This window comes from Mesorhizobium sp., from assembly GCF_004962245.1.
Lineage (GTDB): Bacteria > Pseudomonadota > Alphaproteobacteria > Rhizobiales > Rhizobiaceae > Mesorhizobium.
The window spans coordinates 75,774-97,556 of the sequence record NZ_SUHQ01000003.1 but is presented as its reverse complement, the minus strand read 5'-3'; the positions used below and the strand labels follow the sequence as shown (position 1 = coordinate 97,556).

The following is a 21,783-nucleotide window of genomic DNA, read 5'->3' as shown; positions in this document are numbered from 1 at the left end:
ACCTTTCATATCGCGGCCGCCAATCGGCCAGCCGCGAATCTCATATTAACGACCGAGGATCGTTCCGCCTACCACCGTTTGTGACGGGAGTTTTACAGCACAGAATTCGGCACCACGGCCTTCCCCCGTTAGTTGGAGGCACGGGGGGCAAAGATCAAGGGTCAACACGAATCCGTTCATCCAATCGCCGTATCCGTTCATCACAACGAGGCATGTCCGCAACAGCAAAACGGCGCCTCGCGGCGCCGTTTCAACAAAGTCCATTGCCGGCTCACGTCAGGCGCTGACGTTGCCTTTCTTTTCCTTCTGCTCGGAATAGATGTAGAGCGGCCTGGCGTTGCCGGAAACCACCTCTTCCGAAATAACCACTTCGCGCACGCCTTCAAGCGCCGGCAGCTCGAACATCGTGTCGAGCAGGATCGCTTCCATGATCGAGCGCAGGCCACGCGCGCCGGTCTTGCGCTCGATGGCGCGCTTGGCGATCGCCGACAGTGCGTTCTCGTGGAAGGTCAGGTCGACATTCTCCATCTCGAACAGCCGCTGATACTGCTTGACCAGCGCGTTCTTCGGCTCGGTCAGGATCTGGATCAGCGCCGGCTCGTCGAGATCCTCCAGCGTCGCCAGGACCGGCAGACGGCCGACGAACTCGGGAATGAGGCCGAACTTCAACAGATCCTCAGGCTCGACCAGGCGGAAAACATCGCCGGTGCGGCGATCCTCGGGCGAAGCGACGATGGCTCCGAAACCTATCGAGGTCTTGCGGCCGCGATCCGAGATGATCTTGTCCAGCCCGGCGAAGGCGCCGCCACAGATGAACAGGATGTTGGCGGTGTCGACCTGCAGGAATTCCTGCTGGGGATGCTTCCTGCCGCCCTGCGGCGGCACGGAAGCGACCGTGCCTTCCATGATCTTCAACAGCGCCTGCTGCACGCCTTCGCCCGACACGTCGCGGGTGATCGAAGGATTGTCGGACTTGCGCGAAATCTTGTCGATCTCGTCGATGTAGACGATGCCGCGCTGGGCGCGCTCGACATTGTAGTCGGCCGACTGCAGGAGCTTCAGGATGATGTTCTCGACATCCTCGCCAACATAGCCGGCCTCGGTCAGCGTCGTCGCATCGGCCATGGTGAACGGCACGTCGATGATGCGGGCCAGCGTCTGCGCAAGCAGCGTCTTGCCGCAACCGGTCGGGCCGATCAGCAAAATGTTGGATTTCGCCAGTTCGACGTCGTTGTTCTTGCCGGCATGCGCGAGGCGCTTGTAGTGATTGTGAACGGCCACCGACAGCACGCGCTTGGCGTAGGGCTGGCCGATGACGTAATCGTCGAGAACCTTGAGGATCTCCTGCGGGGTCGGCACGCCCTCCCGCGACTTCACCATCGAGGTCTTGTTCTCCTCGCGGATGATGTCCATGCAGAGCTCGACGCATTCGTCGCAGATGAACACCGTCGGGCCGGCGATCAGCTTGCGCACTTCGTGCTGGCTTTTGCCGCAAAACGAGCAATAAAGCGTGTTCTTGGAATCACCGCCGTTGTTGCCGACCTTGCTCATTTTCATGTCCTTTCATAGCCGCCCGCCGATGGTCTGGTTGAAAGGGCGCATATTCAATCTATCGCGGGAAATCGCCGCCGCCAGTGTCCCAGCTCCCGCAACGTCTTCCGTACGAAACACATATCAGAAAACGTCGCAATGATTCGCACCAACCCCACACGAAGCTAAGCCGTCGAAAATCAACATAGGCTTAACGTAGGCAATTGCTCTCGTCGAGGGAACAGCCAATTGTGGCCGAAATGCTGCAAGCGGCCCCAAAAGCGTGTTTTCCCACCATCCAACTGCCACCGGGCTTATGCGGCGGCAACCTCAGCCGGCTCGCGCGACGAAATGACCTTGTCGATGAGACCGAAATCCCTCGCCTCGTCAGCGGTCATGAAGTGGTCGCGGTCGAGCGTCTTCTCGATCTCGTCGTAGCTCTTGCCGGTGTGCTTGACATAGACCTCGTTGAGACGGCGCTTCAGCTTGATGATGTCCTGGGCGTGGCGCTCGATGTCGGAAGCCTGGCCCTGGAAGCCACCAGAGGGCTGGTGGACCATGATGCGGGCATTCGGCGTGGCGAAACGCATGCCCTTCTCGCCTGCGGTGAGGAGCAGCGAGCCCATCGAGGCCGCCTGGCCGATGCACAGCGTCGACACCGCTGGCTTGATGAACTGCATGGTGTCGTAGATCGCCATGCCCGAGGTGACGACGCCTCCGGGCGAATTGATGTAGAGGTTGATTTCCTTCTTCGGATTCTCCGCCTCGAGGAACAGGAGCTGCGCGCAGACCAGCGTCGCCATGCCGTCCTCGACCGGACCGGTGATGAAAATGATGCGCTCTTTCAGCAGCCGCGAGAAAATGTCGTAGGCCCGCTCGCCGCGATTGGTCTGTTCGACCACCATCGGAACGAGGTTCATGTAGGTTTCGACGGGGTTCTTCATGGACTATCCCTTTTCAAAGGTGGGATTCCGGCGCCGGGAGATGAGCAAGTCGGGCAGAATCGGTTCTGGATCGTTGTCCTGTAAATAGGATGTCGGCTCACCCTAGCGCAAGGCCGCCCCTCCTAGCCATCTGGTTAAGTCGAATCAAGCCTTCTGCACAGGATTCGCCCGAAGCGGCACCGGCTGCTCTTGAAGCGGTGCTGCCGCGCTGCCGGTTAGCAGTTTCTTAACCGCGTCGCTTAACGAAATGTCTTGAAATCGCTTTCCCCTGGTCCGGCTTCCCTTACAATTCAACGTTGAACTTGTGTTTTGAAGTTCAAACAGGGGGAGTGCCATGATCAGGAAAACCGCTTCCTTGGCCATTGCCGGCCTGACCGTTCTCGGCACGGCGTCAGAAACGGCGGCCGGCGGCCGCGCCGTCGAATGCTACCAGCAGGTCAACAGGCCGGCTGTGTATGAGACCGTCTACGAAAACGTGCTCGTCAGCCCGGCCGGCCAGCAGGTGGAGTATGATCCCGCGATCTACGGGACGCGCGAGCGCGTTGTGCAGATCGCGCCCCAGCGTGTCAGCTACGAGATCGTGCCTGCCGTCACCCGAACCATCTACCGCAAGGTGAAGATCGATGACGGCGGCTATTCCTGGGAATGGCGCGTCATCCATGGCCGCAAGGTGCTGTGCAAGATCAGGCACACGGCGCGCTATGAACGCGTGGCCGAGACCGTGGTGGTGCAGCCGGAGCGCCGACGGCGCGTCGTCATCCCCGCCGAGTATGAGAGCGTGGCCGAAGAGGTTTTGGTAAAGCCGGGATATCGGCGGATCATCGACGTTCCCGCCTCCTACCAGACAGTGGCGCGCCGGGTGGTGGTCCGGGAAGGCTCGTCCGGCTGGCGGCGCGTGCATATGCCGAGGCATTGCCGGTATTAGATCAGGCCGTTTCGGCGCGCAGCCAAGCCTTCAAACCGGCGACGTCGCCCTTGCCGATACAAGCCGCGACGCGCCTGCCGACCGCCGCGCCGAACTTGTAGCCATGGCCGGAGCAGGCCGAGACAACAAGGCATTTGCCCTTCTCATGCGCCAGGAACTTTTCGTCGGCGGTGAAGGTATAAGCGCAGGTGACGACCTCGGTTATCCTGTATTCTTCGACACGGGCGATCGGCGGAGAAAACAGGTCGCGGATCGCCTCACCCTCGCCCGCCACCGGCTGGCGGTTCCAGTCGGCGTCGCTGGTCGGCACCCGGTGCAGCCCAGAGCCGAACTTCATGCCGGCGCCGCCGGACGGCGGGATCACGTAGCCGTCAACAGCGCCGCCGACATCGAGGATGACCGGCGCTGCCTGCCATGCCGCCTTCAGATCCGCCGGCGGTTCGACATAGGCAAGCGCGGTGCGATAGGTCTTCAGATCGCCGCCCAATTCCGGAAACAGTCTCAGCACCCAGGCGCCCGCGGTGACGACGATACGGTCGGCCTGCATCGTTTCGCCGCCTTCAAGCAGGATGCGGCCGGCCTCGGCGTCGACTTCCGTCACCTTGCTATTTTCATAGACATTGGCGCCGTTCGCCCGCAGCCATTCGGCGAGTCCCGCCGCGATCTTGCGGCAATACAACGCGCCGCCCTCCGGCGAGAAGCAAGCGTAGCGAAAGCTTCCGGTCTCGAGGAACGGCCAGCGCGCAACGGCCTCGCCCGGCTCGATCATCTCGAAGGGAAAACCGCCGGCCACCAGCCCGTCGCGCATCTGTTCGGCGTCATCCCCCTCCTCGCGCGAAATGCAGATGAAACCTCGTGGATCGAGATGGTTTTCGCCGAGATCGGCCCACATCTCGTCCCAGGCTTCATAGGCTTCGGTGATCAGGCGGCCATAGCCCGCCGCTGCGCCATAGGCGCGGCGGATGATGCGATGATGATCGCCCGAGGCCGCAAGCGGATTGGGTATCGGCCCTTGCTCGACGATAGAGACCCGGTGCCCGGCCTTGACCAGCGACCATGCCGTCGAAAGCCCCGCAATGCCTGCGCCAACCACAATCACATTCATCAAGTCAGTCCTTCCGCAGCCGCTTCGGCTGGCTCAACTCATTGGGCTGTCGCGCGCCAACATACGGTCTGGCACCAAGCTGGCAAGCCTTGGAGCGCCGCGCGTCCGATGGACGCGTAAAGGACGCTCCAACACTTTGAATCTGCGCATGATCCTTTCCGAAAACCGATTCCGGTTTTCGGGGTCATGCGTTAATTGTCTGGCATGACCAAATTGATGCCGCCCTATCTTGCCTTCGATCCATCGACGCGCCGCCTGCGACTGAACCCGCACGAGCCGGCTTTCTTCCAGAATCCTTACGAGACCTATGCCTTCATGCACGGCGCATCGAGCGCCTTCTTCTGGGAAGAGTTCGGCTTCTGCTGCTTTGGCGGCTTCGACGACGTCAACCGGCTGCTGCGCGACCGCCGCTTCGGCCGCCAGAACCCGGCCGGCATCCCCGACAGTCGAGGCATCGGCCAGGACCGCACGCATCTCCAGGCGTTCGACGGCATCGAGGCCAATTCGATGCTGGAGCTGGAACCGCCCGTGCACACCAGGCTCAGGACGCTGGTCAACCGCGCCTTCGTCTCGCGCCAGGTCGAGCGGCTGCGGCCGCGCGTCGAGGCACTCGCCAATGAACTGATCGACCGTTTCGAACCGGACCAGGTCGACCTGCTGCCGGCTTTCGCCTCGCCTTTGCCGATCACCATCATTGCCGAAATGCTCGGCGTGCCGGTCGAGATGGGGCCGCAACTGCTCGACTGGTCGCATCGGATGGTCGCCATGTACATGTATGGCCGCACACGCGAGACCGAAGAGACGGCCAATCGCGCAGCACAGGATTTCTCGGACTTCTTGCGCGGCTATGTTGCCGATCGGCGCAAAAAACCCGGCGATGATCTTTTGTCGCTGCTGATCGCGGCGCAGGAGGGCGGCCAGAAGCTCTCAGAGGACGAGCTGGTGTCCTCGGCCATTCTGCTGCTCAATGCCGGCCACGAGGCGACAGTCCACCAGACCGGCAATGCCGTGCGCTCGATCCTCGCGCAAGGGGGCGACCCGCGCCGCTTCTTCACCGCGCCGGAAACGACCGCGGCGACCGTCGAGGAGTGCCTGCGCTTCGACGCGCCGCTGCACATGTTCACGCGATATGCCTATGAAGAGATCGAGGTCTCTCCAGGCATTCTCGTGCACCCCGGCGAGACGGTCGGCCTGCTGCTCGGCATGGCCAACCACGACCCGGCGGCTTTTGCCGAACCCCTCGCCTTCAGGCCGGATCGCGCGGACCAGAAGAACGTCTCGTTCGGCGCCGGCATTCATTTCTGCATCGGCGCGCCGCTCGCCCGGCTCGAATTGCAGGTGTCGCTGAAAACCCTGTTCGACCGGCTGCCGCAGCTGCGTCTTGCCGAACAGCCGCGCTTCCGCGACACCTATCATTTCCACGGGCTGGAAACGCTCGCCGTGCACGTTTGAGAACAGCGGACATCAGGCCGAGTTCGCATGACCGAAAAGATGACATTCGCTTTCTTGCAGGAGCCTCCTTTCTGCTTCACCGACGCTTCCGGAGATGTCTCAGGCTGCGACGTCGAGCTCGCGCGGAAGGTTTGCGAAATGTTGGGGCTGGGGGCCTTTTCGCCCATCAAAACCGAGTTCGCCAAACTGCTTCCCGGGTTGGCCAAGGGTCAGTGGGACATGACCACCGGCCTGTTCGTTTCGGACGAACGCAAGAAATCCGTCGACTTCACGCGACCGATCTGGGTGCTGCAGGACGGGTTGCTGGTCGCGGAAGGCAATCCGCGCGAATTCAAGGGCTATCGATCCATCGCCGCAGATAAGGAGGCCTTGATCGGCGTCATATCGGGCCAGATCCAACATCAGACGGCTCTGCAAAATGGCGTTCCGCCCGAGCGGATAAGGATATTCGCCACGCAAGGAGGCGCGGCCGATGCCGTCGCTGCCGGTGTGGTGCATGCCTATGCTAGTGTCGCCATGGCGCATCGAGGCTATCTGACCGAGCGGCCCGACGCACCGCTTGAGGTCATCGACGTTCCGGCAGCCGAAAGACAGCCAGCAGCCGGCGCGTTCGCGCTCGCCAAAGGCAACGCGATCCTGCGGCAGCGCATCGATTCATGCCTCGATGGTTTGCTTGGAAGTCCCTGGCACAGGGACATGATGAGCGGATACGGATTTTCCGGTACCGACATCGACCGCCTTCTGTGAAGCCCGAGGCTCTAGAGGCGGATCACATACTCCTTGCGAGTCGTTTCAAGCACTTCCCAGATTCCCTTGAAGCCTGGCCTGAGCACGAAACTGTCACCCGCCCTGACGGTGCGCGCCTCGCCGCCGTCTTCTGATATCACCGAGACGCCGGACAGGATGTGACAGAACTCCCACTCGTCATACTCAATGCGCCATTTGCCCGGCGTCGCCTCCCAGATGCCGGCATAGAGCCCGCCGTCGCGTTCCTCGATATTCCAGGTACGGAACACCGGATCGCCTGAAATCAGACGATCCGGCGCCGGTGCGCCAAGTTCCGGTTCGACGCTGCCGACGTCGACGGAGAGAAATCTTGGCGCGCTCATGGAAGCTCCTTCCAGCATGGATCAAACCTTGGCGAGGGCCTGTTCCAGATCGGCAACGATGTCGTTGACATCCTCGATGCCGACCGAAAGCCTGACCGTATCCGGCCCTGCTCCGGCCGCGACCTTCTGCTCGTCGGACAGTTGCCGGTGCGTGGTCGATGCCGGGTGGATGACCAGCGATTTGGTGTCGCCGACATTGGCGAGGTGGGAGAACAGTTCGAGCGCCTCGACGAATTTGATACCCGCCGCATAGCCGCCCTTCAGGCCGAAGGTGAACACCGCACCCGCGCCAAGCGGAGCGTATTTCTTCTGCAGCGCGTTGTTCTTGTCGCTGGGCAGGCCGGGATAGGACACCCAGGCGACCTTGGGGTGATTGGACAGCCAGGCGGCGACGGTGACCGCATTGTCGCAGTGGCGCTGCATCCTGAGCGGCAAGGTTTCCAGTCCGGTCAGGATGAGGAACGCATTGAAGGGCGAGATCGCCGGGCCCATGTCGCGCAGGCCGAGCACGCGCGCGGCAATGGCGAAAGCGAAATTGCCGAAGGTCTCGTGCAGGACGAGGCCGCCATATTCGGGGCGCGGCTCCGACAGCATCGGATACTTGCCGGATTTCGACCAGTCGAAGGTGCCGCCGTCGACAATGGCGCCGCCGATCGAATTGCCGTGGCCGCCGATGAACTTGGTCAGCGAATGCACGACGATGTCGGCGCCATGCTCGATCGGCCGCACCAGATAGGGCGAGGCCAGCGTGTTGTCGACGATCAGCGGCAGACCGTGCTTGCGGGCGATGTCGCCGATCTTCTCGATGTCGACGAAGACGCCGCCCGGATTGGCCAGGCTCTCGATGAAGATCGCCTTGGTCTTTTCGTCGATCTGGCTTTCGAAGGTCGAGATGTCATTGGTATCGGCCCAGCGCACCTGCCAGCCGAAATTCTTGAAAGCGTGGCCGAACTGGTTGATCGAGCCGCCGTAAAGCCTCGTTGCGGCAACGAAATTGTCGCCGGGCTGCATCAGATTGTGGAAGACGAGCACCTGCGCGGCATGGCCCGACGCAACGGCCAGTGCTGCCGTGCCGCCTTCGAGTGCCGCGATGCGCTCTTCCAGCACCGCCTGCGTCGGGTTCATGATGCGGGTGTAGATGTTGCCGAAGGCTTTCAGCCCGAACAGCGAGGCGGCATGGTCGGTATCATCGAAGACAAAGGAGGTCGTCTGGTAGATCGGCGTGGCACGCGCGCCCGTCGCCGGATCTGGCTTGGCGCCGGCATGGATGGCGAGCGTGTTGAAACCGGGCGTGCGGGTCATCGAATACCTCCCTTTTGAACCTTCTGAAAAGCGCCGGGCATTCTTGGCGAAGCCCGGTCGCGAATGCAAAGAAGAAAATGCCCTTCAGTGCACGATCTGTGATCGAGGCACGAGAAAATGTGCCGGTTACCGGAAAAACTTTCCGTCTACTTCTGGCGAACGCCGAAACTCTGGAATCCCGGCCGCATCAGCGGCTTCTTCGACGACAGCACGCCGGAATTGACGCCGGTCCAGCCGATTTCGCCCGACAGCTTGCCATACTCGATCTTGGGGCAGCGGTTCATCACCACCTTGATGCCGGCGGCTTCGGCGCGCGCGGCGGCCTCGTCATGGCGCACGCCAAGCTGCATCCAGATGACTTTCGGCAACGGATCGAGCCGCAAAGCCTCGTCAACAATGGCCGGAGCTGCCGCAGGATTGCGAAAAACATCGATCATGTCGATCGGCTCGGGAACATCGGCGAGGCGGGCATAGGTCATCCGGCCAAGGATTTCCTTGCCGGCCTGGCCGGGGTTGATCGGGAACACCGAAAACCCCTTGCCCAGCAGGTACTTCAGCACGAAGTAACTCGGCCGCACATCGTTGGCGGATGCGCCGACCATGGCGATGGTCTTCACCGAATTGAGGATGCCGGTGATATAGGCATTGTCGTAGGCGTCGTGATTCATGCCTCGTCCTCATACAGCGCTTCGGCGAGAAAACCATCCGGATCGCTGCAGAAATTGCGCATCATGCGGAAATGATCGGTGTCATGGAAATCGGTCGGGTCGAGCCCGAACCGGCTGATGCGAAACAGCCGCGCGCCGGGACAGGCCATCAGCAGCGGCGAATGCGTCGCCATGATCACTTGCGCCATGCCTGATAGATCCATCCGCCGCAGCATCTTGAGAAGCGCGATCTGGCGCGTCGGCGACAAAGCGCTTTCGGGTTCGTCCAGAATGTAGATGCCTTGCCGGCGGCAGCGTTCCTCGAAGAAGCGGATGAAGCCCTCGCCATGCGACCAGGACAGGAAATCGGGCGGCGGCGGCCTGAAGGGATCTTCCAGCGCCGCCTGGTCAAGGTAACGGGCCACGGAATAAAAAGATTCGGCGCGGAAGAACCAGCCGGCGGTGACTTTCGGCAGCCAGTGGCCGCGCAGCGTTTCCGCCAATGCCGCGCCGCTCCTGTCGATGGCGCGGGAGTGGTCGATGGGCATGTAGCCCTTGCCGCCGCCGGCCTCATCGTATCCGGCCAGAGCACCGATCGCCTCGAGCAACGTCGACTTTCCGGTACCGTTCTCACCGACGATGATGGTGATCGGCGTGGTGAATTCGAGTCCGAAATCGTGGCTGCGGAAGATCGGCAGATTCCAGGGATATTTTTCCCAATCCGCGACCCGCGCTGGCTCGATCAGGATGCGCTTGAGATAGGGAGCCTTCAGTCGCGTCAGTTGCTTGCGATATGCCATCTGGAAGAAGGATCAGTCCGGCAGCGAGATGCTGCCGTCTTCCGCAATCGGAAAAGCCGGATTGTGCGCCACTTCCCAGATATGTCCTTCGGTATCGGCGAAATAGCCGTACCAGCCGCCCCAGAAGGCACGGCCGGCCGGCTTGACGATACGACCACCGGCCTTCTCGGCCATCGCGAGCACGTCATCGACCTCTCTGTCGGAGCGGGTGTTGTAGGCAAGGTAGACGGCAGACGGCGCCGTGCCGAAAGTGATGCCTGAATCCGCTTCGGCGCTTTCGCGCGGAAACAGCCCGAGAATGACACCGCCCATCTGGAAGAAGGCAACGCCGTCGGTGATCCCGGCATACCGGCTCAGACCCATCGCCTCGTAGAAGCGTGTGGCACGCTCAAGATCGTCGACGGCGATGGTGATGATGGAGACGCGGGGCTCCATGTCTATTCCTCGGTCCATTCCGGCTTGCGCTTGCCGATGAAGGCGCCGATGCCTTCTTCCGCGTCGCGCGCCAGCATGTTGTCGACCATGACGCGGCCGGTGTAGGCATAGGCCTCGGCGAGCCCCATTTCGGCCTGCGCGTAGAAGGCTTCCTTGCCGGTCTTCACGACCAAAGACGACTTGGCAGCAATGGTTTGCGCGTATTTGGTGACAATCTGATTCAGATATTCGCGCGGCACCACACGATTGATGAGGCCAAACTCCTTGGCCGTCGCCGCATCGATCGTCTCGCCGGTCAAAAGCATCTCCATCGCATGCTTGCGCGAGACGTTGCGCGACAGCGCCACCATCGGCGTCGAGCAGAACAGGCCGATGTTGACGCCCGGCGTGCAGAAGGTCGCCTCATGCGAGGCGATCGCCAGATCGCAGCTCGCGACCAGTTGCGCCCCGGCCGCCGTTGCCAGCCCATCGACCTCGGCAATCACGGGCCTGGGGTGACGCACGATCGCCTGCATCAGCGCCGCGCAAGCGGAAAACGTCTCCTCGAAAAATGCCCTGCCGCGGTCGGCGTCGGCGCGGCGCGCGGTCATTTCCTTGAGGTCGTGTCCGGCGCAGAACACCTTTCCGGCCGCCGCCAAGATGATGACGCGGACGGATCTGTCGGCTTTCGCGCGGTCAAGCTCCGCCGTCAGAGCCGCCATGACCGCCAGCGACAGGGCATTGGCCGGCGGGTTGGAGAGCGTGAGGCGCAGGACGCCCGCGTCCAGCCTTGCGACAACCGGACCTTCGGCAACAGCCGGCTTGATGGCGACGATTTCAGCCATGGGTCGTTTCTCCAACCTCTTCATCGGCCGGCGGCATCGGATTCGCGGGCCATGGAACAAAAGAACTAGCACGCTGCCGATTGAAGAACAGCCTTGAGACGTGTTTTCTCGGCGGCGCGACCTCAGCCAAGCGCGTCCGCCTTGAGACCGCCGGCCATGCCGGCGCCATATACAGGAAACCGCCTATGCCCGCCCAAGACAATCTCAAGCCGGTGCTGACTGCCGCGGAGGTCAACGCCTTGATGGCCACCGTCTATCCCCAGCTCAATGACCAGTTCACCTTCTATGAGGCGATCGACGTGTTCCCGGGCGGCTGCACTGTGCGCCTGAATGCCGGCGAGCGGCATTTGCGCCCCGGCGGAACCGTGTCAGGCTCGTCGCTGTTCACGCTTGCCGACATTGGCGGCTATGTCTGCGTGCTTTCGCATGCCGGGCCGGATGCGCTTTCGGTCACCACCAATCTCAACATCAATTTTGTCCGCAAGGCCGAGGCCGGGCCGATCGACGGCCATTGCCGCATCCTGAAGTTGGGCAAGAGCCTGATGGTGTTCGATATCGACATCGTCGCCGGACCGGCGGGACATACCGTAGCGCACGCCACGGGAACCTATTCGATCCCACCGAAGCGAGCCGACAGTGTGGTAAAATAATACCTTTTACCTAAAGCTTTGTTTTTACTTCACTTTACCTGTCGTCTGGCTTTTCACCAGCCTTGACGCCATAGCTCCCCTTCGCCTATAAGCCGTCACGAAGCAGCGGCCCGCAAAGGCCGCCGTTTTGTTATTGGCGGCGGGCAGGCGCTCTCCCTCAATCCAAGCAACAAGAAACGCCTTTCTCCTATTGTTCGAAATGGGGAAGGTCCGAACCGAAAGCAGAAATCCATGGCAACCTTTTCGCAGAAGCCTGCGGATGTGGTGAAGAAGTGGGTGCTGATCGACGCCGAGGGTCTCGTCGTCGGCCGTCTCGCCACTGTCATCGCCAATCATCTTCGCGGCAAGCACAAGCCCACCTTCACCCCGCATGTCGACGACGGCGACAACGTCATCGTCATCAACGCCGACAAGGTGGTGTTCACCGGCAAGAAATTCACCGACAAGGTCTATTACTGGCACACCGGCCACCCCGGTGGCATCAAGCAGCGCACCGCGCGCCAGCTGCTCGAAGGCCGTTTCCCCGAGCGTGTCGTCGAGAAGGCCGTCGAACGCATGATCCCGCGCGGCCCGCTCGGCCGTCGCCAGATGAAGAATCTCCGCGTCTATGCAGGCACGGAACATCCGCATGTCGCCCAGCAGCCCGTCGTGCTCGACGTGGCCAAGCTGAACGCCAAGAACAAGAAGGTTTCGTAAAATGGCTGAGCTTTCCTCGCTCGCAGAACTCGGAACTGCCACCGGCAACACCAACGCGCAGCCGGCTGCACCCGTCCATGTCCAGAAGCTCGACAAGTCGGGCCGCGCCTATGCCACCGGCAAGCGCAAGAACGCCATCGCCCGCGTCTGGGTGAAGCCCGGTTCCGGCAAGATCGTCGTCAACGACAAGGTGTTCGCCGAATATTTCGCGCGTCCGGTCCTGCAGATGATCCTCAACCAGCCGATCATCGCCACCAACCGCGCCGGCCAGTACGACATCGTCGCCACGGTCATCGGCGGCGGCCTTTCCGGCCAGGCCGGTGCCGTGCGCCACGGCATCTCCAAGGCGCTGACCTACTACGAGCCGGAGCTGCGCGCCGTGCTCAAGAAGGGCGGCTTCCTGACCCGCGACAGCCGCGTCGTCGAACGCAAGAAGTACGGCAAGGCGAAGGCCCGCCGCAGCTTCCAGTTTTCCAAGCGCTAAACAGCGCTTGGGGCCAAGTTCTCGAAGCGCTACGCGTTTGCGAGTTCCCCACAATCGAAAAGGCCGCCTCCGGGCGGCCTTTTTCTTTTGGCGACTTCACACAGGCATCAGGCGTGATCGGCCGGTATCTTGATGAAGTCGATAAACGCGCGCAACGGCGCCGGCACGAGGCGCCGGCCGGGATAATAGAGGAACGGTCCCGAGAAGCTCTGCCACCAGGGTTCGAGGATGGGTTCGAGCGCACCGCTCTCGAAGTGAGGGCGAAGCCAGTCTTCGAACAGGCAGACGATCCCGGTGCCCGCGATGGCCGCATCGACGGCGAGATCGGCCGCGCCGCCGAGGGTCACAAGAAGCGGCCCCGTCGGATCGATCAGCACAACCTCGCCGTCGCGCTCAAATTCCCACGGCGGTGGCGTACGGCCAGAGAAGCGGCCGCGCAGGCAGGCGTGGCCGAGCAGGTCGCGCGGATGTTGAGGCCGGCCATGGCGATCGAGGTAAGCAGGGCTGGCGGCGGTGGCGAAGCGTTGCACGCGCGGTCCGATCGGCACCGCGATCATGTCCTGCTCCAGCCGCTCGTCGTAGCGGATGCCAGCGTCGCACCCTTCCGCCAGTACATCGACAAAGCTCTCCTCGGCGATCACCTCCAGCCGGATGCCGGGATAGGCGGCGAGAAACCTCGGGACGATGCTGGGGAGGACGAGCCGCGCCGCGCTGACCGGCACGTTGAGGCGCAACGTACCTGCCGGCCGATCGCGGAAGCCGTTCACCACGTCAAGTGCTGCCTCGACTTCGGTCAACGCTGGGCCGAGCCGGACCAGCAAGCTCGCACCCGCTTCGGTCGGAGAGACACTGCGCGTCGTCCGGTTGAGCAGCCTGACACCGAGCTGCGTCTCGAGGCGGCGGACGGCTTCGCTCAAACCTGATGCACTCCCGCCGCTTGCGCGCGCACCCCCGCGAAAACCACCGGCACGCGCCACCGCCAGGAAGGCGTTGAGATCACCCAGTTCGATACTCACTGTTCGCTATCCTGCACAACCTGTGCAGATAGTAGCGGGTTATCGGGACAGCGGACAGCGTCTATTTCTTCCCCATCATTCAGGAGAAAGATCATGTCCAGCATCGACCAGTCCGGCACATTCACTCTCGGCGACCGCACCGTGAAGCGGCTCGGCTACGGCGCTATGCAGCTCGCGGGACCAGGCGTCTTCGGCCCGCCCAAGGATCGCGACGCAGCCTTGGCCGTGCTGCGCGAAGCCGTTGCGCAGGGGGTGAACCACATCGACACCAGCGACTTCTACGGCCCGCACGTTACCAACCAGGTCATCCGTGAAGCGCTCGCGCCCTATTCCGACGACCTCACCATCGTCACCAAGATCGGCGCCCGCCGCGGCGTCGATGGCTCCTGGCTTCCGGCCTTCTCTCCCGAAGAGCTGACCCAGGCGGTGCACGATAATCTGCGCAATCTCGGCCTCGACGTGCTGGACGTGGTCAACTTCAGGATCATGTTCGACGTGCATGGCCCCGCCGAAGGGTCGATCGAAGAACAGCTCGCCGCGCTGGCCGAGCTGCAGCAAAAAGGCCTGGTGCGTCATATCGGGCTGAGCAACGCCACGTCGGCGCAGATAAAAGAAGCACGGCGGATCATCGAGATCGTTTGCGTGCAGAACCAATACAATCTGGCGCACAGGAGCGACGATGCCCTGATCGACGAACTTGCGCGTGACGGCATCGCCTACGTGCCGTTCTTTCCGCTCGGCGGCTTCAACCCGCTACAGTCGTCCACCCTATCCGGCGTCGCTCTGCGCCTCGGCGCCACGCCCATGCAGGTCGCGCTGGCTTGGCTGCTTCGCCGCGCGCCCAATATCCTGCTTATCCCCGGCACCTCGTCCGTCGCGCATCTCAGGGAGAACCTCGCCGCAGTCGAACTCGATCTGCCGGAGGACGCCGTCAGGGAACTGGACGGCATGGCGATGGCCGCCTGACGGCGCAACATTCGAGGTAGCGGGCATCCCCACGCCCGCTGGAAACCGCATCTAGTTGATGCTTGCGGTGTTCGCCGGCCGCGCCTCATCAGGATAAGGCACGCGATAGCCGTTCGCCGCCAGCCAGTCGATGGCCAATTTCGGCTCGTCGGTCTGGATGATGGTGGCGCCTCGCTCGGCCCAGAAGCCATAGGTCTCGCGCGGTAGACTGGCGAGCACCGCCAGTTCGTCGCCGCGACCGCCGGCGATGAAGCCGCCCGGCTTGTTGACGATGGCATAGGTGTTGGCCCAGATGTGCCAGTCGCCCCTTATCGCCGCCGCGCGCATGCGGGGGCTGAACAGCGGCCCGCCGGTCTCGGTCAGCGTCTCCGCCCCGGCCCGCCAGTTGATCAATTCGATCGCGGGCGCCGAAAAGGCTCCGCCGACTTTCTCGGCGAAACCGGCGTCGCGCACCGCATCGTCGGCGATGATCGGCATGAACTGGAAACCGCTGCCGATCGCGCTCATGGCGGCTTTTACCGCGGCAATCCTCTCAGGATTCCATAGATTCTCCTTGACGATCACCTGTTCGGCCATGCCGAGGTCGCGGGCGACCGCAATCATGCCGGCCAGGCTATCGACGTCGAGCTTGTTGTCGATGTTGACGAGAATCCTGTCTTTGGTCGCCATCAGCATCTCGCGCAGTGTCGAAACCGGCTCATCGGTGACGGCGCCGGTACCTTCGATCACAAGCCTGCAGGTCTTGAGTTCGGCCAGCGTGCGCTTGATCACCTCGCCCTTGCAATTCGTCGTGCGGTCGAGCCAGCTGTCATGCATGACGACGTACTGGCCGTCCTTCGACCGCCTGACGTCGACCTCGACGATTTCGGCACCAAGCACGATCGATGCCTCGACGGCGGCGATCGAGTTCTCCGCATAGAGCGTCTTGCCGGCCTGCATGCTGCCGGCGCGGTGTGCCACCACCATCACATGGTCGCGCCACTGGTTGGCATGCTCGAAACGGTCGAGAATCTGTCCGGCGCGTGTTTCACCTGCCGATGCATGGCCAAGGGAAACCGTCAGCGCGGCGGAAAGCAGAAGGCTCAGCCAGGTCGTTCGCATGAGAATCGCTCCGTACCGGATCGACACCCGGTTAAGCGACGCACGTGACAGCCCAGTGAACGAAGCCGGCTTCGTAAACGCCGGAAAGTCAGGTCACTGCGGCCATTTCTGAACCTCACACGATAAAGGCAATCGGCAGGTTGCCGGCAATCAGATTGCCGAAATTGATGCCGCTGTAGCGGTCGATGTGGCCGACCTGGCGCCCATATCTGTTCCGCTCCCCGGCCGACACCTGGCCCCGCTCGCGGGGCGGCTGGCTACTTTCGGTTGTATTCGTGCTTATCTGCGCAATTGCCGGGCCCGCCATGCGGGCTCGCCCGGCAAGCAAGAATTTGTGACCGGGCCCGAATGGCCATGCTCCTCGGAAGGGGTCGCATTTCTGAGAATTATGTCCAATAAGGTTGCGCGTCGACGCACAGGAGATCGCTTCATGCCGAATAGGAACATCGACCACGCCTTCACCGCCCGCTCCAAGACGGGCGCTTCCTTCGAGCCGACCTATGCCGGCGCGCTGTCGTTCATGCGACGCAAATACACGAAGGACGTGAAGGGCGCGGATGCGGTGGTCTGGGGCATCCCGTTCGACGCCGCGGTCACCAACCGTCCGGGTGCGCGCTTCGGGCCGCAGGCGATTCGCCGTGCGTCGACCATCCTCGACAACGATCCGCAATATCCGTTTTCGCGCGATCTGTTCGAACATCTCGCCGTGGTCGACTATGGCGATTGTCTGCTCGACAGCGGCAATCACCAGAAGACGCCCGGGACGATCGAGCGCGAAGCGGCAAGAATCCTGAAGTCAGGCGCCTTCCTGCTGTCGCTCGGCGGCGACCATTTCGTCACCTGGCCGCTGCTCAAGGCGCATGCCGCCATTCATGGGCCGCTGGCCCTGGTGCAGTTCGACGCCCACCAGGACACCTGGCCGGACGACGGCAAGCGCATCGATCACGGCTCCTTTGTCGGCCGCGCGGTCAAGGAGGGCATAATCGACCCCGACCGTTCGATCCAGATCGGCATCCGCACCCATGCGCCTGACACGTTTGGCATCAAGATCATCTACGGCCACGAAGTGGAGGAGATGCGAGCGTCGGACATCGCCTATGCCATCGTCGACCGCACCGGCGGCAGGAAGACTTATCTCACCTTCGACATCGATTGCCTGGACCCCGCTTTCGCGCCCGGCACCGGTACACCGGTCGCCGGCGGGCCGTCTTCGGCAAGAATCCTGTCGGTGCTGCGCCAGCTTACCCAGATCGACATCGTCGGCGCCGACGTCGTCGAGGTTGCACCCGCCTACGATCACGCCGATATAACGGCAATTGCCGGCTCGATGGTGGCCATGCACTATCTCGGGCTTCTGGCGGAACGAAAGGCCCGGCTCGAAGAGCTGAACAACGGCAATCACAGTGCTGCCGGATTGAATCAGGCAAGCGGCATATAGATTTGAAATACCAGGGAATTCAGGCAGCCAATGAAACCGAAAATCTTCATCGACGGCGAACACGGAACCACCGGTCTCCAGATCAGGACGCTGCTTGCCGACCGCAGCGACGTGGAGATCATCTCCATTCCGACTGAGCGCCGCAAGGAAACGGCAGCTAGAGCGGAATTCCTCAACGCTGCCGATATCGCGATCCTGTGCCTGCCGGACGCAGCCGCGAAAGAGAGCGTTTCGCTGATCACCAGCGACACCACCAAGGTCATCGACGCCTCGACCGCGCATCGCGTGGCCGAAGGCTGGGAATATGGCTTTGCCGAAATGGACAAGCACCAGGCGAAGGCAATCGCCAACGCGAAGCGCGTCGCCAATCCGGGCTGCTGGCCGCAAGGTCCGATCGCGACGCTCAGGCCGCTGGTGGCGGCTGGGCTGTTGCCGCCGGATTTTCCAGTCACCGTCAACGGCATTTCGGGCTATTCGGGCGGCGGCCGCCCAATGATCGAGGACTATGTCGCCAAGGGCGAGGATGCGCCGGAATTCCTGCCCTACGGGCTGACCCTGCAGCACAAGCATGTGCCGGAGCTCAGGACCTATGCGAAGCTGTCGCATGATCCGATCATGCAGCCGGCGGTCGGCAATTTCGCGCAAGGCATGATCACGGTGGTGCCGCTGCAACTCGGCGGCCTCGACTATGTGCCGACCGGCGCCGAGCTTCATGCGGCGATTGCCGACCATTTCGCCGCCATCGAGGGCGGCGTGGTCGAAGTGGCGCCCTATGCGCATCTGGAGCGCGTGCCGGAGATCGATCCCGAAATCTACAACGGCACCAACCGGATGAAGGTCTATGTCTTCGCCAATGACGACAGAGCCCAGGCGCTGCTGCTCGCCGTCTACGACAATCTCGGCAAGGGCGCCTCGGGGGCGGCCGTACAGAACATGGATTTGATGCTCGGCCTCAAGCCCTGAATGAACGTCCCGGCATTTCCAAAACGCTGGAAAGTCAGCGCGCCAGAACTGATTGCAGAGACCTTCAGCAGCCGCATCTGGAAGGTTTTTCGCGACGACGGCTCGCCGGCGATCGTCAAGGCGCTCAAACCTTTCGATGACGTCGAAGACGATCTGCGCGGCGAGCATTTTCTCGCCTGGCGGCGCGGCGAAGGTGCCGTCCGCCTGCTTGGCCGCGACGGCAATCGCATGCTGCTCGAATACGCCGGCGACAGGATGCTGTCGCACGACCTTGCCGAACATGGCGACACTGCGTCGACCGAGATCGCGGCCGAGGTGATGGCAAAGCTGTTTTCGCCGTCGAAGCACCCTGCCCCATCTGATCTTCAGCCGCTGCGGGCACGGTTTTCCAGCCTGTTCAAGAAGGCGAAGACCGATTGCGACGCCGGCGAAAAGAGCCTCTATGTCGAAGCGGCTGCGACAGCGGAACGGTTGTTGGCCGATCCTGTCGACGTGCTGCCGCTGCATGGCGACCTGCATCACGACAACATCATGCACGGACCGCGCGGCTGGCTGGCGATCGACCCGAAGGGCGTTCTCGGCGATCCCGGCTTCGATGCGGCGAACATGTTCTACAATCCGCTCGACCGCGACGACCTTTGCCGTGATCCGCCGCGGATTGCCCACATGGCCGAGATCTTCGCCAAGACGCTCCGCCAGACGCCGTCCGCCATTCTGGATCACGCCATCGCCTATGGCTGCCTGTCGGCTTCATGGCATCACGAGGATGCCAACGCGGTCGAGGAAAGCCGCGAATTATCCGTCGCCATGGCGATCCGGACGGTGCGGTTCAGTCTCTGACGGCGATCTCGTTGGGCAGCGGATACGGGCCTCGGGTAGCCCGCCAATGCGCCGCGGCAAAACCCAGCAGGACAAGCGCGAACGCCTGATGCGTCAGCGCCATGTGCAGCGGCACGTGCATCAGCAGCGTGCCGATGCCGATCACGGCCTGCACCAGCACCAGCAGAAACAGCAACGTCGCGCGGCGCGCATGCGTTGTCTGGGGCTGGTGGCGGTGTGTCGCGATCATGTGCCAAAGTGCGGTGACGAAGATGATGTAGGCGCCGAGCCGGTGGATGAACTGAACCGTCTTCGGGCTCTCGAAAAAGTTGCGCCATGCCGGCTCGAGCACCATCAGATCGCCGGGGATGAGCTTGCCGTCCATCAGCGGCCAGGTGTTGTAGCTCAGGCCGGCATCGAGTCCGGCGACCAGCCCGCCGAGATAGATCTGGATCAGCGCTAACAGCACCAGAAAGCCCGCCACACGCTGCGTCGAACGATCGGCGGCGGGCTCGGAATGGGGAGCCAGCCCTCGCGCGACCACCATGATCGCGGTGAAGATCAGCGCGGCCAGCGTCAGATGCATAGCCAGCCGGTACTGGCTGACGGAGACCCGGTCGACCAGCCCCGACGCGACCATCCACCAGCCGATCGCGCCCTGCAGGCCGCCGAGAACGAGGATACCGACCAGCTTTGGGCCAAGCCCGCGTTCGATGCGGCGCGTCGCCCAGAAAAACACCAACGGCAAGGCAAAAACCACGCCGATACCGCGCGCCAGGATCCGGTGCACCCATTCCCACCAGAAGATCGACTTGAACGCTTCGATGCTCATGCCCTCGTTGAGCTCGGCGTATTGCGGGATCTGCTGGTAGCGCTGGAACTCCTCCTGCCACTCGGCATCGTTGAGCGGCGGGACGATGCCGTGGATCGGCTTCCATTCAGTGATCGACAGGCCGGACTCGGTGAGCCTGGTAGCGCCGCCGACCAGCACCAGCGCAACCAGCACCAGAAGCACGACGTAGAGCCAGCCGCGCACCAGCGCCCGGTTGTGAAGGTCGCGGTCGCGGGCCAGATAAGGCGCAGCGGATATGGCAGCCATGGGTTCGTCCCGGCGGGTTGGTGTCGCGGATTGGTGAACCATCGCAACCCAACTGGCAAGACCGGCCAGCGCGGCACGCCGTCGCGCCGCATCTGGCGGGTTGCGTGCCTCTTCCGTTGGGCCTAAGCGGTAGCAATCAACGAGATCGCGAAATGCCCATTCGCCTGAAGAAGCTGATCGGAACGTTCCTGCTGGTGGCGCTGGTCATCGTCTATGCGCTGGTCGCATCGGTCGTGGCGGTTGCGCAACTGGCGGAATCGGGACCGTGGACGCATTTCCTGTTCTTCCTTCTCAGCGGCATGCTCTGGGTGCTGCCGGCCATGGGCATCATCAAATGGCTGATCCTGGAGCCCCCGCGGCCGAAGGACTGAGGCTCGCCGTCAAATGGTGACGACCATCTTGCCGGCGTTGGCCAGCGGCGTCGTCACACCCGACAGCATCGTGCGGATATAGGCAACGCTCTGATAGCGGCCGTTGACCGAAATGCGCGGCAGCGCATGCAGGAAGCCGGCGTGTTCGGCGCGCAGCACGCCGTGGCGTGTCGTCACCGCCGAGGCATAGCCGGCGTCGCGGGCAAAGCCGACTTCGCGGCCGCCGACGGCGCTGGCATAGCCATAGGGGTAGGCGAAATGGCGCGGCTCCTCGCCGAGTTCCGCCTGCAACATGCGCCTGACGTCGTCGACCTCGTGACGTGCATCGGCTTCGGAAAGCCGCTTCAGATTGCGATGGTTGACCGTATGGGCGCCGATCGTCACCAGCGGATGCCCGGCCATGGCGCGGATCTCGTCCCAGTTCATCAGCGTGCTCTGGCGCGGCCCGTCCAACTCGATACCGTTCGACCGTGCCAATTCACGCAGCGCCGCCCGCTGGTCCTCCTCGCGGACCTCCAGCGTCAGATAAGCCTGCAGGCGCGCAATGGCCTGGAGTTTCTTGCCCGGGGTCGAGCAGTCGATCTTGATGCGGCCTTGCGGCGTCGGCAGGGTCAACTCATCGCGCGCGTTGACGATGTCCTCGACCGCCTCCCACCAGAGATCGGCGGCGCCGTTTATCAGCCCCGGAGCGACATAGATGGTGACCGGCGCGCCGTGCTTTTCCAGCACCGGTAGCGCCTCGGTCATGTTATCGCGGTATGCGTCGTCGGCGGTGATCGCCGCGAACTGACCGCCCTTGCCGCCGGCCTTGACGCGCTCGATCGCCTCGTCCAGCGTGACGAATGCATAGCCGTTCGCCTTCATGTCGGCGATCACAGCGTCAAGGAACTCAGGCGCGATGGTGAGATGCCGGTTGACGCTATCGGGTTTTTCCGGCGTGGCGGTGACCCGGTGCAGCATCAGGATGGCGCCGATGCCGCCGACAAACGGCTTTGCCAGCGGGGCAAGGCCGGTATAGCGGACGACGTTGAGCGCCAGTTTCCGGATTGCCTCGCCCCCGTCGATCATTCATTCACCTTTTGCGCCTAGGCTCATTCAAGCATGGAA

The 21,783-nt window shown here is 62.7% G+C and carries 25 protein-coding genes; 11 read left to right on the top strand and 14 right to left on the bottom strand.

Going from position 1 to position 21,783, the window contains the following annotated elements; genetic code table 11:
• Positions 1-276: 276 nt before the first annotated feature.
• Together clpX and clpP are read right to left on the bottom strand one after the other, a co-directional pair.
• Positions 277-1,551, bottom strand: a complete 1,275-nt coding sequence (gene clpX / locus E5X88_RS04090; protein WP_292158525.1) for an ATP-dependent Clp protease ATP-binding subunit ClpX — start codon at positions 1,549-1,551, stop codon at positions 277-279.
• Between the two features lie 293 nt (positions 1,552-1,844).
• Positions 1,845-2,474 carry an ATP-dependent Clp endopeptidase proteolytic subunit ClpP gene (gene clpP, locus E5X88_RS04085; RefSeq protein ID WP_126041257.1) on the bottom strand — a complete coding sequence of 210 codons (630 nt, stop codon included), beginning with the start codon at positions 2,472-2,474 and terminating at the stop codon, positions 1,845-1,847.
• Between the two features lie 334 nt (positions 2,475-2,808).
• On the opposite strand from clpP, the gene E5X88_RS04080 reads away from it, so the two are divergent.
• The gene (locus E5X88_RS04080) at positions 2,809-3,399 is read left to right on the top strand and encodes a hypothetical protein (protein WP_292158521.1); all 591 of its coding nucleotides are present in this window, start codon (positions 2,809-2,811) and stop codon (positions 3,397-3,399) included.
• 1 nt (position 3,400) lies between these two features.
• Here E5X88_RS04080 and E5X88_RS04075 read toward each other — a convergent pair whose 3' ends face one another.
• Positions 3,401-4,504: an FAD-dependent oxidoreductase gene (locus E5X88_RS04075; RefSeq protein WP_292158954.1), complete on the bottom strand. Its 1,104-nt coding sequence runs from the start codon at positions 4,502-4,504 to the stop codon at positions 3,401-3,403.
• A 204-nt stretch (positions 4,505-4,708) separates the two neighbouring features.
• Here E5X88_RS04075 and E5X88_RS04070 point away from each other — a divergent pair, with 204 nt between their 5' ends.
• Together E5X88_RS04070 and E5X88_RS04065 are read left to right on the top strand one after the other, a co-directional pair.
• Positions 4,709-5,956 carry a cytochrome P450 gene (locus tag E5X88_RS04070; protein WP_292158519.1) on the top strand — a complete coding sequence of 416 codons (1,248 nt, stop codon included), beginning with the start codon at positions 4,709-4,711 and terminating at the stop codon, positions 5,954-5,956.
• 27 nt (positions 5,957-5,983) lie between these two features.
• On the top strand, positions 5,984-6,703 hold the full coding sequence (locus tag E5X88_RS04065) for a transporter substrate-binding domain-containing protein (protein ID WP_292158517.1): 720 nt from the start codon (positions 5,984-5,986) through the stop codon (positions 6,701-6,703).
• A gap of 11 nt (positions 6,704-6,714) precedes the next feature.
• On the opposite strand, the gene E5X88_RS04060 is transcribed toward E5X88_RS04065, so the two are convergent.
• The 6 genes from E5X88_RS04060 to E5X88_RS04035 all read right to left on the bottom strand — a co-directional run bounded on the left by E5X88_RS04060 (position 6,715) and on the right by E5X88_RS04035 (position 11,073).
• Entirely contained in the window at positions 6,715-7,065 is a 351-nt protein-coding gene (locus E5X88_RS04060) for a cupin domain-containing protein (RefSeq protein WP_292158515.1), read from the bottom strand.
• A 21-nt stretch (positions 7,066-7,086) separates the two neighbouring features.
• Positions 7,087-8,367: an O-acetylhomoserine aminocarboxypropyltransferase gene (locus tag E5X88_RS04055; RefSeq protein ID WP_292158513.1), complete on the bottom strand. Its 1,281-nt coding sequence runs from the start codon at positions 8,365-8,367 to the stop codon at positions 7,087-7,089.
• A 146-nt stretch (positions 8,368-8,513) separates the two neighbouring features.
• Positions 8,514-9,035 (bottom strand): CoA-binding protein, encoded by a 522-nt coding sequence (locus E5X88_RS04050; RefSeq protein WP_292158510.1) that lies wholly within the window; start codon positions 9,033-9,035, stop codon positions 8,514-8,516.
• Entirely contained in the window at positions 9,032-9,814 is a 783-nt protein-coding gene (locus E5X88_RS04045) for an AAA family ATPase (RefSeq protein ID WP_292158508.1), read from the bottom strand. The genes E5X88_RS04050 and E5X88_RS04045 overlap by 4 nt, the downstream gene beginning before the upstream one ends.
• A 12-nt stretch (positions 9,815-9,826) precedes the next feature.
• Positions 9,827-10,249 carry a VOC family protein gene (locus E5X88_RS04040; RefSeq protein WP_292158506.1) on the bottom strand — a complete coding sequence of 141 codons (423 nt, stop codon included), beginning with the start codon at positions 10,247-10,249 and terminating at the stop codon, positions 9,827-9,829.
• A gap of 2 nt (positions 10,250-10,251) precedes the next feature.
• Complete coding sequence (locus tag E5X88_RS04035) at positions 10,252-11,073, bottom strand: enoyl-CoA hydratase (RefSeq protein ID WP_292158504.1); 822 nt, start codon at positions 11,071-11,073, stop codon at positions 10,252-10,254.
• A gap of 185 nt (positions 11,074-11,258) precedes the next feature.
• On the opposite strand from E5X88_RS04035, the gene E5X88_RS04030 reads away from it, so the two are divergent.
• The 3 genes from E5X88_RS04030 to rpsI all read left to right on the top strand — a co-directional run bounded on the left by E5X88_RS04030 (position 11,259) and on the right by rpsI (position 12,903).
• A complete protein-coding gene (locus E5X88_RS04030; protein ID WP_292158502.1) occupies positions 11,259-11,723 on the top strand; it encodes a PaaI family thioesterase in 465 nt (154 codons plus the stop codon).
• Positions 11,724-11,954: 231 nt separating this feature from the next.
• Complete coding sequence (rplM, locus tag E5X88_RS04025) at positions 11,955-12,419, top strand: 50S ribosomal protein L13 (protein WP_292158500.1); 465 nt, start codon at positions 11,955-11,957, stop codon at positions 12,417-12,419.
• Position 12,420: 1 nt separating this feature from the next.
• Positions 12,421-12,903 carry a 30S ribosomal protein S9 gene (rpsI, locus tag E5X88_RS04020; protein WP_292158498.1) on the top strand — a complete coding sequence of 161 codons (483 nt, stop codon included), beginning with the start codon at positions 12,421-12,423 and terminating at the stop codon, positions 12,901-12,903.
• A 107-nt stretch (positions 12,904-13,010) separates the two neighbouring features.
• Here the strand turns inward: rpsI and E5X88_RS04015 are convergent, their stop codons facing one another.
• On the bottom strand, positions 13,011-13,919 hold the full coding sequence (locus tag E5X88_RS04015; RefSeq protein WP_292158496.1) for a LysR family transcriptional regulator: 909 nt from the start codon (positions 13,917-13,919) through the stop codon (positions 13,011-13,013).
• A 93-nt stretch (positions 13,920-14,012) separates the two neighbouring features.
• Here E5X88_RS04015 and E5X88_RS04010 point away from each other — a divergent pair, with 93 nt between their 5' ends.
• Positions 14,013-14,885 (top strand): aldo/keto reductase family oxidoreductase, encoded by an 873-nt coding sequence (locus E5X88_RS04010; protein WP_292158494.1) that lies wholly within the window; start codon positions 14,013-14,015, stop codon positions 14,883-14,885.
• Between the two features lie 51 nt (positions 14,886-14,936).
• On the opposite strand, the gene E5X88_RS04005 is transcribed toward E5X88_RS04010, so the two are convergent.
• Positions 14,937-15,986, bottom strand: a complete 1,050-nt coding sequence (locus tag E5X88_RS04005; protein ID WP_292158492.1) for a glycerophosphodiester phosphodiesterase family protein — start codon at positions 15,984-15,986, stop codon at positions 14,937-14,939.
• A 115-nt stretch (positions 15,987-16,101) separates the two neighbouring features.
• Positions 16,102-16,293, bottom strand: coding sequence for a hypothetical protein (locus E5X88_RS04000; RefSeq protein ID WP_292158489.1), 192 nt, complete (start codon positions 16,291-16,293; stop codon positions 16,102-16,104).
• Between the two features lie 123 nt (positions 16,294-16,416).
• Here E5X88_RS04000 and speB point away from each other — a divergent pair, with 123 nt between their 5' ends.
• Genes speB through E5X88_RS03985 form a run of 3 tightly spaced genes read left to right on the top strand, consistent with a single transcriptional unit; the run spans position 16,417 to position 19,227 of the window.
• Entirely contained in the window at positions 16,417-17,424 is a 1,008-nt protein-coding gene (speB, locus tag E5X88_RS03995) for an agmatinase (protein WP_292158487.1), read from the top strand.
• 30 nt (positions 17,425-17,454) lie between these two features.
• Positions 17,455-18,387 carry an N-acetyl-gamma-glutamyl-phosphate reductase gene (argC, locus tag E5X88_RS03990; protein ID WP_292158485.1) on the top strand — a complete coding sequence of 311 codons (933 nt, stop codon included), beginning with the start codon at positions 17,455-17,457 and terminating at the stop codon, positions 18,385-18,387.
• A complete protein-coding gene (locus E5X88_RS03985; RefSeq protein WP_292158482.1) occupies positions 18,388-19,227 on the top strand; it encodes an aminoglycoside phosphotransferase family protein in 840 nt (279 codons plus the stop codon).
• On the opposite strand, the gene E5X88_RS03980 is transcribed toward E5X88_RS03985, so the two are convergent.
• Positions 19,217-20,305: a COX15/CtaA family protein gene (locus E5X88_RS03980; protein ID WP_292158480.1), complete on the bottom strand. Its 1,089-nt coding sequence runs from the start codon at positions 20,303-20,305 to the stop codon at positions 19,217-19,219. The genes E5X88_RS03985 and E5X88_RS03980 overlap by 11 nt on opposite strands.
• A gap of 152 nt (positions 20,306-20,457) precedes the next feature.
• Here E5X88_RS03980 and E5X88_RS03975 point away from each other — a divergent pair, with 152 nt between their 5' ends.
• Positions 20,458-20,676, top strand: coding sequence for a DUF2842 domain-containing protein (locus tag E5X88_RS03975; protein WP_292158478.1), 219 nt, complete (start codon positions 20,458-20,460; stop codon positions 20,674-20,676).
• A gap of 9 nt (positions 20,677-20,685) precedes the next feature.
• Here the strand turns inward: E5X88_RS03975 and E5X88_RS03970 are convergent, their stop codons facing one another.
• Positions 20,686-21,744 (bottom strand): polysaccharide deacetylase family protein, encoded by a 1,059-nt coding sequence (locus tag E5X88_RS03970; RefSeq protein ID WP_292158476.1) that lies wholly within the window; start codon positions 21,742-21,744, stop codon positions 20,686-20,688.
• Between the last annotated feature and the right edge of the window lie 39 nt (positions 21,745-21,783).